We start from the raw sequence: 12,543 nt of genomic DNA on the forward strand, positions 1-12,543 counted from the left end.
CGGCCCCCTGAGGGCTCAGCCGCGCCGCATGATGGCCACGGCGGCGGCCACGTTGATGGCGACGATGGCCAGCCACGTGATGGTCAGGCCCACCAGGCCCGAGTTGCCGACCGCGATGGCGGTCAGTGGGATGCCGAGGCCCATCGAGCCCAGCGCGACGGGGATCATGGCGGCGCCGTTGCCCTGCCGCTGCCGGGGCTTGACCGGGGCCACGCCGTGGCCGCCCAGCTCGGCCTGGACGCGGGCGGCGATGGTGGCGTCGAGCCGTTCGACGAAGGACTCGACGAGCGCGGCCTCGTAGTCGGGGCCGAGGTCGCGGCGGGCGTCGAGGGTGGCCTGCAGGTCATCGCGGATGGGGCGCATCTCTGGCATGAGAACCATCATGGCGGTTGTGCGGCGCGCCGTCATCGTACCTGGGGGCCAACGGCGCATCCTCCCCAGGTACGGTGCTGCCATGGAGATCATGACTCCGCGGGGGCCGGCGCTGGTGCAGGTCGAGGAGGCGGCCGAGCCGCGGCTGCTGCTGGTGCTGACCCACGGCTCGGCCGGGGGAGTGGACGCGCCCGATCTGCTGGCCGTCCGCGACGCCGCGCTCGGGGCGGGGGCCACCGTGGCCAGGGTGTCGCAGGCGTTCCGGGTCGCGGGGGCGCGGGCGCCGGGCTCGGCGGCCAGGCAGGACGAGGCCTGGGAGATCGTGCTGGGCGAGCTGCGCGCCAGGTGGCCGGGGCTGCCGCTGGTGCAGGGCGGCCGGAGCAACGGCGCCCGGGTGGCCTGCCGTACGGCCTCGGCGGTGGGCGCGGCGGCGGTGGTGGCGCTGGCCTTCCCTCTGCACCCGCCGGGCAAGCCGGAGCGTTCCAGGGCCGAGGAGCTGCGCGGGGCCGGGGTGGACGTGCTGGTGGTCAACGGGGACCGGGATCCGTTCGGAGTGCCGGATCCCGCCGACTGCGCCCGGCTGGTGGTGCTGCCGGGCGAGGGCCACGACCTGAAGCGGGACCCCGCCCGGGTGGGCGAGGTCGTGGCCCGGTGGATCGGTGGTTACGCCGCCGTCAGGCGGCGCCCACCAGGGGGTCGGGCCGGTGCGGCGCGATGACGGTGCCGCTGGGCAGGAGCTCCCCGGTGTCCTCGAACAGGACGACGCCGTTGCAGAGAAGGCTCCACCCCTGCTCGGGGTGGCATGCGAGGGTGCGTGCTGCCTCGCGGTCCGGCGCCTCGGCAGACGGACAGGCCGGGTCGTGCGGGCACATCGGCGTGCCTCCGATATCTCGTGGGTGCTCCCGGGAGAGGGACGGGAGCGGCTCGGGTTTGTTGTTCTGGCAAGTGTGCGACGTGCGTCACACGGTCCGACATAGCCCGTTCGGACTGTTACAGGAGGATCCCCCGGTCGTGTGACCTTCGACACAGCGTGCCTTATGCAGGATAACGGGCCAAGCGCGACACGCGCACTACGTTTGCAACCCCTTGAGCAAAGCGTCGAGCCCTCTTTCGAAGTCCACATCAGCCCTTTCGTCCCGCCTGACCCATTCATCAACTTCTGGGTCAGCCCATCCTGATTGCTGGACTTCGACCGCCACGCTGCCGAACACGAACGCCCGCAACGCCCGTACGGCCTCCGGGGCGTCGCCCAGGCCTCCGTCGGCGAGCTGTTCGGTCTGCTCCCTGATGGCGACGGCGGTGGCGCCCTTGGGAGGCTTGGTCAGGGCCAGCGCGAGCACGCCCGGATGCTCGCGCAGCAGTTCCCGGCCCGCCCGGCACCACGCCCTGGCCGTCTCCTGCCAGGTGGCCGCCTGCTCCACGTGCACCGACGTGACGTGCTCGGCCAGCGCGTCCATGAGCGCCTCCTTGCCGCGGGGCAGGTGGTGGTAGATGGCCATGGCCTCCACCTCCAGGGCGTCGCCCAGCCGGCGCATGGTGAGCCGGCGCAGCCCCTGGCTGTCGGCGATGTGGAGTGCGGCCTCGATGATGCGCTCGCGGGAGAGTGGGACGGGAGGTCTCTTTGCGGGCATGGTGATCATCTTACTGGGCGGCCCCGCCCGTCGCCCGGTGTTCGGAGGCGGTGTCGGACGGCGTACCCTTGTGGGTTGAACAGCAAAGACTGCGTGAAGGGCAGGGTCGATGGCGTTTTTCCGTCCGCGGGTGAGCCGTGAGGCCGAGGTTCGCTACCACGCGGACCAGGAGATCTCCAAGGGCTTCCCGCAGCTGCTTGACAAGGCCAGGCAGGCCGAGGCGATCGTGCGCGACCTGCGGGCCGCCGCGGCCGACGAGATCGAGCTGCTGGCGGCGGGCCGGGCGTTCGACGTCGCGCTGACCGAGGCGCTGCGGGCCGCGGAGGCAGGGCAGCGGGCCACGTTCGGCGTGCGGTCCTACGACGACCGCATCGCGCGCCGCAAGGCCAAGGCCACGCCCCCCGGGGCCCTGTGGACGGCCGAGGTCGACCGGCTGCGCACGCTGCGCGAGGAGAACCGCATGTGGGGCATCCCGCGCGTGCCCCGGCCGGTGCCCGCCACCGCCTGAGCACAGGCACACGAAAGCCCCGGCGCCTCGCGCGCCGGGGCTCTTCGTGCGTTCCTGATCCCTCGGCGGGAACCTGGGGCCTTGAGTAGAGCCCGGCGTCATGCCGGGGCTCCGTGTGCGGCCCCGGCGCTCTGTGGGCAGGCGCCGGGGGCGGTCGTCGGTCAGCTGGCCCAGTCGAGCAGGGGGCGGGTGTTGCTCGGGTGGCGCAGCTTGGACAGCGACTCCTTCTCCAGCTGGCGGATGCGCTCGCGGGTCAGGCCGAGGTGCTTGCCGATCTCGTCCAGGGTGTGCGGCTTGCCGTCCACCAGGCCGAACCGCAGGGCCATGATCTTCGCCTCGCGGGGCGAGAGGTTGTCGAGCACGCCGCGCAGCTGGTCGCCCAGCAGCTGGCGGTCGACGATCTCCGACGCCTCCGGCGAGTCGACGTCCTCGATGAGGTCGCCGATCGTGGTCTCGCCGTCCTCGCCGATGGTCGCGTTCAGCGAGATCGGCTGGCGGCTGGTGCGCAGCAGCTCCTCGATCTGGTCCGGCGTCTTGTCGAGCTCGACGGCCAGCTCCTCGGGCGTGGGCTCGCGGCCCAGCCTCTGGTGCATGTCACGCTCGACCCGCGACAGCTTGGAGAGCATCTCCAGCACGTGCACGGGCAGCCGGATCGTCCGGGCGGAGTCGGCGAAGCCGCGCTGGATGGCCTGCCGGATCCACCACATGGCGTAGGTGGAGAACTTGAAGCCCTTGGTGTAGTCGAACTTCTCCACGGCCCTGATCAGCCCCAGGTTGCCCTCCTGGACGACGTCCAGCAGGGACATGCCGCGGTCGGTGTACTTCTTGGCCACCGAGACCACCAGCCGCAGGTTGGCCTCCAGCATGTGGTCCTTGGCCTGCCGGCCGTCCTCGATGACCAGGTGCAGGTCGTCGCGCACGGACGACGGCACGTCGGGGTCGGAGTCCAGCTTGTACTCGGCGTACAGGCCGGCCTCGATCCGGCGGGCCAGCTCGACCTCCTGGGCGGCGGTGAGCAGCGTCCGGCGGCCGATCGACTTCAGGTACGTGTGCACCGAGTCGCCCATGACGGACTGGTTGTCGTCCAGGTCATTGGCGTCGTTCTCGATCTCGACGTCCTCGGCGGTCAGTTCGAGGTCGTCGGGGGCCACGTCCTCCTCGTGCTCCGGCTTGCCGTCCACCGGGTTTTTTGCCTCGGCGGCGGTGCGGCCGGTAGCCTTTGCCCCAGAAGCCTTCCTCGGCTTCGGAGCGCTCTTCTGGGTGGTCTTCTTGGCGGCGGTCTTGGCCAGGGACGGCTCGTTCTCGGCGGCCAGGCTCACACCGGCCTCCGACAGCTCGCGCAGGATCGTGCGGCCTTCAGAGGGGCTGATGCCGGCCTCGGCGAACGCGTCACGCAGCTCCGCCAGAGAAAGGTGACCCTGGGCTCGCCCTCGTTCAATGAGCTGGTCGAGAGACGCGGGCGGGGTCGCCACGGCGGTTCTGGGCATGAGGACACCTCCTCCGTACGGAGTCGAAGCGATCAGGCAGTTTGTGGTGGGGCGGTGGTCACTCCGCACGGCGCACCAGTATCAATAACGCCATTCATCGCTATTTGTTCCCGGGGTGATGAAAAAGGGGCGGAACGCCCGCAGGGCGCGCCACCCCTCGGGAAGGCGGAAACCTACTCCGCCACCTCGAAGCTTCCGGTCGCCTCGGGCATGGGCATCGGCTCGGCCTCCTCCATGCGGTTGCCGGTCCAGTAGTCGATGACCTCGCGCGGGTCGGGGTTGACCTCCGTGGAGACCACGATGCCCTCGGTGCGGTCGGGCGCGGGGACCGGCCGGCCGGTCGGCGGCGCCTGCTCGATCTCGGCCTGGGTCTTCCTCGCGACCGCGTCGAGCCTGCCCGCCGAGGCGGCCGCCGCGACCGACGCGCCACCGACGACGATCACGCCGACGACGATCACGGACGCCCACATCTTGCGGGTCTGGTTCATGAAGGCTCCCTTCCTTCTCCCCGTTATGACGCAGCCGCGGCGCGTCAGGTTCCTGTACGCAGCCGTACGAGATCGGTCTTGCCGTTGGGCAGCAGCGGCAGGTGGGGGAGAAGGCGCAGGCCGCGCGGGGCGGCGTGGGCGGGCAGCCGGTCGCGGCAGAAGGCGCGCAACTCGGCCAGCGTGGGCGGCGCGGCCGGGTCGGACGGCACCACGAACGCGGTGACCGCCTCACCCCACTCCGGGTCGGGCAGGCCGGCCACGGCCACGTCGGCGATCTCGGGGTGCGCGCCGAGCACCGCGGTCACCACGGCGGCCACGACCTTCTCGCCGCCGGTGTTGACGACGTCGTCGGCCCGGCCGAGGACGCGCAGCCGGCCGTCGCTCAGCTCGCCGAGGTCGGAGGTGACGAACCAGTCGCCGTCGAGCGGCGTCTGCCCGGCGAAGCGGTAGCCGGAGAAGAGCACCGGCCCGGCGATCCTGATCAGGCCGTCCTCGCCGATTTTGAGATCTACATCGTAAAGGGGCTCGCCGTCGTAGACGCAGCCGCCGCACGTCTCGCTCATCCCGTACGTGGTGACCACCCGCGCGCCGAGCTCCACGGCCCGCTCGACCAGCCCCGACCGGGGCGCCGCGCCGCCGAGCAGGATCGTGCGGAACACCGACAGGTCCGCGCCCGCCTCGACCAGCCGGTGGAGCTGCGTCGGCACCAGGGAGACGTGGTCGGCGCCGGAGGACAGCACGGCCCGCATGTCGAAGGCGGGGTGGATGAGCGGCTCACTGCCCGACAGCAGGGCGCGGACCAGCACCTGCAGCCCCGAGACGTGGGAGACGGGCAGGCAGCACAACCACCGGTCGCCCTCGCCGGCCCCGATCCTGCTCAGCGACGCCGACGCCGAGGCGCGCAGCGCGGACGCCGACAACTGCACGCCCTTGGGGACGCCGGTGCTGCCGCTGGTGGCGATCACGACCGCCACGTCGTCCGGGACGCCGGCGCCGCCGGGCCGCGGCTCGCCGTCGACGTGCGTGGGGCGCAGCGCCTGGAGGACCTGGTGCTCGTGGCCCGGCTGGAGCGGCAGGACGGCGGGGCCGTCGCCGGAGAGCGCGTCGCGGATCGCGGTGAAAAGGCCGGGTCCCGGAGGCTGCACAATGGCATGCAGCGGACGGTCCGGATGCGACGGGTTCCTCCACATGCTCGTAAGGTTAATGGCGACAGGTCGGACACAGGTGCAGGGTAGGGTCGTGACGCGTTCTCCCGTGGTCTTCCGGATTCCGATGCGGACGCGGTTTCGCGGGCAGACCGTCAGAGAAGGCGTGCTGCTGCACGGTCCGGCGGGCTGGGGGGAGTTCTCCCCGTTCCCCGAGTACGGCCCGCGCGAGTGCGCCCGCTGGCTGGCGTGCGCCCGCGAGGCCGCCTTCGAGGGGTGGCCGGAGCCGGTGCGCGACCGCGTCCCGGTCAACGCCACCGTCCCGGCGGTCGACGCCGAGCAGGCCCATGAGCTGGTGAGACGCTCGGGCTGCGGCACGGCGAAGGTCAAGGTGGCCGAGCGCGGCCAGACGTTCGCCGACGACCTGGCCAGGGTGGAGGCGGTGCGCGACGCGCTGGGGCCGTCCGGGCTGCTGAGGATCGATGTCAACGGCGCCTGGGAGGTCGACGAGGCCGTCACCCGGCTCAAGCGCCTCGACCGGTTCGGCCTGGAGTACGCCGAGCAGCCGTGCGCGACGCTGGAGGAGCTGGCGGCGGTGCGCAGGGCGGTCGACGTGCCGATCGCGGCCGACGAGTCGATCCGGCGCGCCGAGGACCCGCTGCGGGTCAGGGCGGCCGAGGCGGCCGACATCGCGGTGGTCAAGGTGCAGCCGCTGGGCGGGGTGCGCGCCGCGCTGCGGGTGGTGGAGTCCTGCGGGCTGCCGGCCGTGGTCTCCAGCGCCGTGGAGACGTCCGTGGGGCTGGCGGCGGGGGTCGCGCTGGCGGCGGCGCTGCCGTCGCTGCCGTACGCGTGCGGGCTCGGCACGATGTCGCTGCTGACGGGCGACGTGGTGGAGGACTCGCTGACGCCCGTGGACGGCTGGCTCCCGGTACGACGCCCGTCGGTGAATTTTCAGCATTTGTCGGAATTTGAGATCGAATCTCCCCAGTGGCTTCGCCGGATGCAGGAGGCCTCACGTTGAATCCCGCAACCGCGCTGGCCACGGTGCTCGTGGACGAGCTGGTGCGCTGTGGCCTGACCGACGTGGTGCTCGCGCCCGGCTCGCGCTCGGCCCCCCTCGCCCTGGCGCTGCACGCCGAGTCGCGGGTGCGCCTGCACGTGCGCGTCGACGAGCGCTCGGCCTCCTTCCTGGCGCTCGGCCTGGCCAAGCGCTCCGAGCGGCCGGTGGCGCTGATCTGCTCCTCCGGCACGGCCGCGGCCAACTTCCACCCGGCGGTGATCGAGGCGAACGAGTCGGGCGTGCCGCTGCTCGTCCTGACCGCCGACCGCCCGCCCGAGCTGCGCGGCACCGGCGCCAACCAGACGATCGACCAGGTCAAGCTGTACGGCACCGCCACCCGCTGGTTCGCCGAGGTCGGCGTGCCCGAAGACCGTCCCGGCATGGTCGCCTACTGGCGTTCGCTGGCCTGCCGCGCCTACCAGCGCGCCTCCGGCCCGGCCAACCCCGGCCCGGTGCACCTCAACATGGCCTTCAGGGAGCCGCTGATCCCCGACGGTGACACGAGCTGGTCCGAGGCGCTCGACGGCGGCGCGAACGGCCCCTGGGTGCGGGCCCGCGTCGCGCCCCCGCCCATCGCCCTGCACATCCCGCCCACCCGGCGCGGCGTGCTCGTCGTCGGCGACGGCGCGGCCAACGTCCGGCGGTACGTGGCCGCCGCAGGCATGGCGGGCTGGCCGGTGCTGTCGGAGCCCAACGGCGGCGCCCGCTACGGCGACCACTCCATCTCCAGCTACCACTACCTGCTCGGCACGCCCGAGTTCGCCGACTCCCACCGCCCCGACGTGGTCGTCACGCTGGGCCGCCCCGGACTGTCGCGACCGCTGCTGTCGTGGCTGAAGCGGGCCGAGGAGCACATCGTGGTCGCCCCCGACCTCGACCGCTGGCCCGACCCGACCAGATCGGCCACGCAGGTCGCGCAGGCCGTGGAGATCCCGGTCGCCTCCGGCGACGACAGCTGGCTGCACGCCTGGCGGCAGGCCGACGCGGCCGTCCGGGCGGGCCTCGACGCCGTCCTGGACGTCTCCGGCACCACCGAGCCGCGCCTGGCCCGCGACCTGGTCGACGCGCTGCCCAACGGCGCGCTGCTGTTCTGCGGCTCCTCGATGCCGATCAGGGACCTCGACCAGACCATGCGGCCGCGGCGCGGGATCAGGCTGATGGCCAACCGGGGCGCCTCCGGCATCGACGGGCTGGTGTCCACGGCCATGGGGGCCGCGCTGGCGCACAACGGGCCCTCGTACGCGCTGCTCGGCGACCTGTCGTTCCTGCACGACCAGAACGGGCTGATCCTCGGCCCGCGCGAGCCCCGGCCCGACCTGTGCCTGGTCGTCGTCAACAACGACGGCGGCGGCATCTTCTCGCTGCTGCCGCAGGCGACGGTGCGCGACTCGTTCGAGCGGGTCTTCGGCACGCCGCACGGCGTGGACCTGGCCTACGCCGCCGCCGCGACCGGGACGCCGTACACGCTGCTCGGGGACGTCGGCGACCTGCCCAAGGCGATGCGCGGCGAGGGGCCGCGGGTGGTGGAGGTGCGCACCGACCGCGAGGAGAACGCGGCCGTGCACGGCCGCCTGCGCGAGGCGGCCCAGGACGCCGTGCGGGAGTTCCTCAACTCCTGAGCGCCTCCAGCAGGCGGTTGAGCGGGCTGTCGAGCCCGTAGCGGTCGGCCAGGGCCACCAGGGCCTCCGGGTCGCGCGGCTTGTCCGGCAACGTCAGGTCGGCGGCGGGCAGCGGCGCCTCGGAGGCCACCTCGACCACGGCCGGCGCGGCGTCGAGGTAGTCGCGGGCGGCGGCCAGGCGGTTGCGGCTGCCGGCCGGGAACCCCTCGGTGACGCCGGAGTCGAGCGCCTCCAGCAGCGCGGCGAGCGAGCCGAACCGGGTGATCAGGGCCGCCGCCGTCTTCTCGCCGACGCCGGGCACGCCGGGCAGGCCGTCGCTGGGGTCGCCGCGCAGGGTGGCGAAGTCGGCGTAGGCGCGGCCGGGGATGCCGTACTTGGCGGTGACGAACGCCTCGTCCACGAACTGCAGGTTGCGGATGCCGCGCGCGGTGTACAGGACGCGGACCGGGCGCGAGTCGTCGACGAGCTGGAACAGGTCGCGGTCGCCGGTGACGATCTCGACGGCGCCCTCGGCCTGGTGGGTGAGGGTGCCGATCACGTCGTCGGCCTCGAAGCCGGGCGACTCGGGACGGGCGATGCCCACGGCGTCGAGGACCTCGTTGATCACGGCGATCTGCGGCACCAGCGCCTCGGGCACCTCCTCGGCGTCGCCGTGGGCCACCCGGTGCGCCTTGTACGTCGGGATCGCCGCCACCCTGAAGGCGGGCCGCCAGTCGGCGTCCATGGTCGCGGCGAGCGCGGCCGGGGAGTGCCGGCGGACCAGGGTGGCGATCATGTCGATGAGGCCGCGCACCGCGTTGACCGGGGAGCCGTCGGGCGCCTTGATCGACTCCGGGATGCCGTAGAAGGCGCGGAAGTAGAGGGACGGTGTGTCCAGAAGCATGAGCACCCGTCTATGGTCGCACTCCCGCCGCCCTCCCGTCCGGCTCCGGGACGGCGACGGCCAGCAGGCACGCGTCGTCCTCGGGGTTGGGCCCGCCGATGTCGGCCAGGAGGCGGTCGAGCCCGGCCTCCAGGTCGTGGGCGGACAGACCGGCGGCGGCGGCCAGGACCAGCTCCCGGCCGACGTCGATGTCGCGGGTGCGCCGCTCGACCAGCCCGTCGGTGAACATCAGCAGCAGGTCGCCGGGCCGCAGCCGGGTGTGGGCCAGCTCGTAGGGCCGCCCGGAGACCGCGCCGAGCAGCACGCCCCGCGGCCTGCCCAGCCGGGTCGCCCGGCCGTCGCGCACCAGAATGGGGTCGAGGTTGCCCGCCTGGCCCCAGGTGAACAGCAGCGTGCCGGGGTCGAGGTGGCCGATGACGGCCGTGGCGGTGGTGTCCTTGAGCTGGTGGAGCACCAGGTCGTTGAGCCAGGACAGCAGGCGGTCGGCGGGCCGGCCGGTCATGGTCAGGCCGACGAGCGCGTGGCGCAGGTGGGCCATGTGGGCGATGGCGGGCAGGCCGTGGCCCGACACGTCGCCGATGGCCAGCAGCAGGCGGCCGTCGGGCGTGGTCGCGGCCTCGAACCAGTCGCCGCCCAGGCTCGCGGTCTTCTCGGCCGGCACGTAGCGGACGGCGATCCGGGCCCCCGGCAGGTCGAGGCAGCCGGTGGGCGCGGGCAGGATCGCCTCGCGCAGCGCCAGCATCACGTTGCGCTCCTCGGCCGCCTGCTCGCGGGCCTCCAGGAGCTGGCGGCGCGACTCCGACATCATGCGCTCGGCCCTGCGGCGGCCGGTGATGTCCTGGATGACGCCGTGCATGCCGACCGGGCCGCCGGCGGACATCAGCGGTTCGAGCACGACGCGCAGGTCGCGCAGCTCGCCTGTGCCGCGCCGGACGCGGAACTCCGCGTGCACGGCCTCGACGCCCTCCACCACCTGCCACAGCAGCCGGTCGAGCGCGTCGAGGTCGGCGGGCTCCACCATGACGGCCAGGTCGGGAAGGGACAGCGGCCCCTCCTCGCGGTCCCTTCCGAAGATCGCGTAGACCTGGTCGGACCAGAGCGCCGCCCCGGTGCGCAGGTTCCACTCGGCCCAGCCCATGTTGCCCAGCCGCTCGGCGTGGGCGAGCCGGACGGCCAGCAGCTCAGCGCCGGCCCCGCGCGCCCGCCCGTGCGGCGCTCCCTGCCTGACCAGCTCTGCCGCGCCTGCGAAGTCGACCATGGCCTCACTCTCAAAGTGCAGTGGAACTGGACAATTGACCCCACAATACGTGATCAACGTGCAACGGAGTGTAGCCATGGGCTCTCTTGTTGTGAGAAGTTTTCGGGGATTTTAGCCCTCGGCGGACAAGCGGCCTGCTGGAGTGAGGCCGCCGGCCGTCCGAGTAGATTTGGCTCGTGACGTCCTCAGACCTGTATCCCGTGTCCCGTCTTGCCGCCGCTCAGGAGGCCACCGCCAAGGCCGGTCTCGACGCCCTGCTGCTCACCCCCGGGCCCGACCTGCGCTATGTCAGCGGCTACGACGCCAAGCCGCTGGAGCGGCTGACCTGCCTCGTGGTGCCCGCCTCGGGGGAGGCGTACATGATGGTGCCCCGGCTGGAGCTGCCGGCCGCGCAGGCCTCGCCCGCCGCCCGGCTCGGGCTGGAGTTCGTGGCCTGGGACGAGACCGACGACCCCTACCGCATCGCCGCCTCCCGGCTGGGCCGGGTGGCCAAGGTGGGCCTGGCCGACCGCATGTGGGCGATGTCGTCGCTGCGCTTCCGCGAGGTGCTGCCGGAGGCCGAGCAGGTGCTGGCCGGCACGGTGCTGCGCGACCTGCGCATGCGCAAGTCCCCGGCCGAGGTGGCGGCCCTGCGCGAGGCGGGAGAGGCCATCGACGCGGTCCACCGGCAGGTGCCCGATCTGCTGCGCGCCGGCCGTACCGAGCGCGAGGTGGGTCGCGACATCGCCGAGGCGATCCTGGCCGCCGGCCACGCCACGGTCGACTTCGTCATCGTCGCCTCAGGGCCCAACGGCGCCAGCCCCCACCACGACGTGTCCGACCGGGTGATCCAGGCCGGCGAGCCGGTCGTGGTCGACATCGGCGGCCAGCTCCACAACGGCTACTGCTCCGACTCCACGCGCACCTACAGCGTGGGCGAGCCGCCCGCCGAGTTCGCCGCCTACTACGAGGTGCTGCGCCGGGCCCAGGACGCCGCCTGCGCCGCGGTGCGTCCGGGCGTGTCGTGCGAGTCGATCGACGCGGCGGCCCGCGACGTCATCGCCGAGGCGGGCTACGGCGACTACTTCATCCACCGCACCGGCCACGGCATCGGCATCGAGACGCACGAGGAGCCCTACATCGTCTCGGGCAACGACGAGCCGATGGAGGCCGGGTTCGCCTTCTCCGTCGAGCCCGGCATCTACCTGCCCGGCCGCCACGGCGCCCGGATCGAGGACATCGTCGTGTGCACCGAGACCGGCGGCGAGCGGCTGAACAACACGCCGCGCGAACTGGTGATCGTCCAGCCGTAACGGTCGTGTTCACCGAGGTCAGGTACGCCACCCGGCCCGGGTCGGCGCACCCCAACGAGGACCTGGCGGTGGCCGGGCCCTCGTGGGCGGTCGTGCTCGACGGGGCCACGGCGGCGCCCGGGGCCGGCGGCGGGTGCGCCCACGACGTCGCGTGGCTGGTCGGGCGGCTCGGCGGGGCGCTGGCGGCCGGGCTGGCCGCCGACGGGCGCTCGTCGCTGGGCGAGATCCTGGCCGAGGCCATCTCCGTCACCATGGGCGCCCACTCCGGCACGTGCGACCTGGGCGACCCCGACTCGCCGTCCGCGACCGTGGCCATGCTGCGCTTCGGCGGGGGAGTGGTGGAGTACCTGGTGCTGGGTGACTCCCCGGTCGTCCTCGCGCGGGCCGGCGGCGGGGCCGAGGTCATCGGCGACGACCGGGTCGAGCGGCTGCCGGGCGGGCGGCCGTACTCGCCGGAGCTGGTGCGGCGCATGCGCAACGCCGAGGGCGGGTTCTGGGTGGCCTCCACCCGTCCCGAGGCCGCCGGGCAGGCGGTCAGCGGGGTCGTGGAGGCGTCCGGGCTGCTGGGGGCCGGGCTGTTCACCGACGGGGTGACCCGGCTCGTGGAGTGGTACGGGTGGAGCTGGGAGTCCGTGCTGGCCGAGCTGATCGGCGGGGGGCCGGGGGCGCTCATCGCGGCCGTGCGGGGGCTGGAGGTCGAGCGGGGAGCGGTGCGCGGCAAACGACACGACGACGCCACCGCCCTCTGGGCCGCCTTTCCGCCCACCCCCTGACCGCCTCCCGCCTGTCTGCCGTGAGTT

General features: G+C 73.2%; 14 protein-coding genes. 6 read left to right on the forward strand and 8 right to left on the reverse strand.

Annotation, left to right across the window (positions count from 1 at the left end; translation table 11 throughout):
* Positions 1 to 15: 15 nt before the first annotated feature.
* Entirely contained in the window at positions 16 to 372 is a 357-nt protein-coding gene (locus ABZ815_RS33005; protein WP_357704869.1) for a hypothetical protein, read from the reverse strand.
* 82 nt (positions 373 to 454) lie between these two features.
* On the opposite strand from ABZ815_RS33005, the gene ABZ815_RS33010 reads away from it, so the two are divergent.
* Entirely contained in the window at positions 455 to 1,090 is a 636-nt protein-coding gene (locus ABZ815_RS33010; protein ID WP_357704871.1) for an alpha/beta family hydrolase, read from the forward strand.
* Here the strand turns inward: ABZ815_RS33010 and ABZ815_RS33015 are convergent.
* Complete coding sequence (locus tag ABZ815_RS33015; protein WP_125637444.1) at positions 1,047 to 1,244, reverse strand: DUF5999 family protein; 198 nt, start codon at positions 1,242 to 1,244, stop codon at positions 1,047 to 1,049. The two genes, ABZ815_RS33010 and ABZ815_RS33015, sit on opposite strands and share 44 nt — an antisense overlap.
* 198 nt (positions 1,245 to 1,442) lie before the next feature.
* Positions 1,443 to 2,003 carry a TetR/AcrR family transcriptional regulator C-terminal domain-containing protein gene (locus tag ABZ815_RS33020; protein WP_357704874.1) on the reverse strand — a complete coding sequence of 187 codons (561 nt, stop codon included), beginning with the start codon at positions 2,001 to 2,003 and terminating at the stop codon, positions 1,443 to 1,445.
* Between the two features lie 130 nt (positions 2,004 to 2,133).
* Here ABZ815_RS33020 and ABZ815_RS33025 point away from each other — a divergent pair, with 130 nt between their 5' ends.
* On the forward strand, positions 2,134 to 2,511 hold the full coding sequence (locus ABZ815_RS33025) for a hypothetical protein (RefSeq protein ID WP_357704876.1): 378 nt from the start codon (positions 2,134 to 2,136) through the stop codon (positions 2,509 to 2,511).
* Between the two features lie 161 nt (positions 2,512 to 2,672).
* Here the strand turns inward: ABZ815_RS33025 and ABZ815_RS33030 are convergent, their stop codons facing one another.
* From ABZ815_RS33030 to ABZ815_RS33040, 3 genes are all read right to left on the reverse strand, one after another.
* Positions 2,673 to 3,998 carry an RNA polymerase sigma factor gene (locus tag ABZ815_RS33030; RefSeq protein ID WP_357704878.1) on the reverse strand — a complete coding sequence of 442 codons (1,326 nt, stop codon included), beginning with the start codon at positions 3,996 to 3,998 and terminating at the stop codon, positions 2,673 to 2,675.
* Positions 3,999 to 4,171: 173 nt separating this feature from the next.
* Positions 4,172 to 4,486 (reverse strand): hypothetical protein, encoded by a 315-nt coding sequence (locus tag ABZ815_RS33035; RefSeq protein WP_357704879.1) that lies wholly within the window; start codon positions 4,484 to 4,486, stop codon positions 4,172 to 4,174.
* A 44-nt stretch (positions 4,487 to 4,530) separates the two neighbouring features.
* A complete protein-coding gene (locus ABZ815_RS33040; RefSeq protein ID WP_357704881.1) occupies positions 4,531 to 5,676 on the reverse strand; it encodes an AMP-binding protein in 1,146 nt (381 codons plus the stop codon).
* 49 nt (positions 5,677 to 5,725) lie between these two features.
* Here ABZ815_RS33040 and ABZ815_RS33045 point away from each other — a divergent pair, with 49 nt between their 5' ends.
* Together ABZ815_RS33045 and menD are read left to right on the forward strand one after the other, a co-directional pair.
* Complete coding sequence (locus ABZ815_RS33045; RefSeq protein WP_357704883.1) at positions 5,726 to 6,652, forward strand: o-succinylbenzoate synthase; 927 nt, start codon at positions 5,726 to 5,728, stop codon at positions 6,650 to 6,652.
* Complete coding sequence (menD, locus tag ABZ815_RS33050) at positions 6,649 to 8,310, forward strand: 2-succinyl-5-enolpyruvyl-6-hydroxy-3-cyclohexene-1-carboxylic-acid synthase (RefSeq protein WP_357704885.1); 1,662 nt, start codon at positions 6,649 to 6,651, stop codon at positions 8,308 to 8,310. The genes ABZ815_RS33045 and menD overlap by 4 nt, the downstream gene beginning before the upstream one ends.
* On the opposite strand, the gene ABZ815_RS33055 is transcribed toward menD, so the two are convergent.
* On the reverse strand, positions 8,300 to 9,193 hold the full coding sequence (locus tag ABZ815_RS33055; RefSeq protein ID WP_357704951.1) for a 5'-3' exonuclease H3TH domain-containing protein: 894 nt from the start codon (positions 9,191 to 9,193) through the stop codon (positions 8,300 to 8,302). The two genes, menD and ABZ815_RS33055, sit on opposite strands and share 11 nt — an antisense overlap.
* Positions 9,194 to 9,203: 10 nt before the next feature.
* The gene (locus ABZ815_RS33060; protein WP_357704887.1) at positions 9,204 to 10,451 is read right to left on the reverse strand and encodes a SpoIIE family protein phosphatase; all 1,248 of its coding nucleotides are present in this window, start codon (positions 10,449 to 10,451) and stop codon (positions 9,204 to 9,206) included.
* A 176-nt stretch (positions 10,452 to 10,627) separates the two neighbouring features.
* On the opposite strand from ABZ815_RS33060, the gene ABZ815_RS33065 reads away from it, so the two are divergent.
* Complete coding sequence (locus ABZ815_RS33065; protein ID WP_357704889.1) at positions 10,628 to 11,743, forward strand: Xaa-Pro peptidase family protein; 1,116 nt, start codon at positions 10,628 to 10,630, stop codon at positions 11,741 to 11,743.
* 5 nt (positions 11,744 to 11,748) lie between these two features.
* Positions 11,749 to 12,516, forward strand: a complete 768-nt coding sequence (locus ABZ815_RS33070) for a protein phosphatase 2C domain-containing protein (RefSeq protein ID WP_357704891.1) — start codon at positions 11,749 to 11,751, stop codon at positions 12,514 to 12,516.
* Positions 12,517 to 12,543 lie beyond the last annotated feature (27 nt).

The sequence above is a fragment of the Nonomuraea sp. NPDC047529 genome, assembly GCF_040642995.1.
Classification (GTDB): domain Bacteria; phylum Actinomycetota; class Actinomycetes; order Streptosporangiales; family Streptosporangiaceae; genus Nonomuraea.

Bases quoted from the DNA above. Each gene is read 5' to 3' on its own strand.
- ABZ815_RS33055 (WP_357704951.1), bottom strand. From the start codon at position 9,193: ATGCTTCTGGACACACCGTCCCTCTACTTCCGCGCCTTCTACGGCATC.
- ABZ815_RS33005 (WP_357704869.1), bottom strand. From the start codon at position 372: ATGCCAGAGATGCGCCCCATCCGCGATGACCTGCAGGCCACCCTCGAC.
- ABZ815_RS33020 (WP_357704874.1), bottom strand. From the start codon at position 2,003: ATGCCCGCAAAGAGACCTCCCGTCCCACTCTCCCGCGAGCGCATCATC.
- ABZ815_RS33030 (WP_357704878.1), bottom strand. From the start codon at position 3,998: ATGCCCAGAACCGCCGTGGCGACCCCGCCCGCGTCTCTCGACCAGCTC.
- ABZ815_RS33010 (WP_357704871.1), top strand. From the start codon at position 455: ATGGAGATCATGACTCCGCGGGGGCCGGCGCTGGTGCAGGTCGAGGAG.
- ABZ815_RS33015 (WP_125637444.1), bottom strand. From the start codon at position 1,244: ATGTGCCCGCACGACCCGGCCTGTCCGTCTGCCGAGGCGCCGGACCGC.
- ABZ815_RS33035 (WP_357704879.1), bottom strand. From the start codon at position 4,486: ATGAACCAGACCCGCAAGATGTGGGCGTCCGTGATCGTCGTCGGCGTG.
- ABZ815_RS33040 (WP_357704881.1), bottom strand. From the start codon at position 5,676: ATGTGGAGGAACCCGTCGCATCCGGACCGTCCGCTGCATGCCATTGTG.
- ABZ815_RS33060 (WP_357704887.1), bottom strand. From the start codon at position 10,451: ATGGTCGACTTCGCAGGCGCGGCAGAGCTGGTCAGGCAGGGAGCGCCG.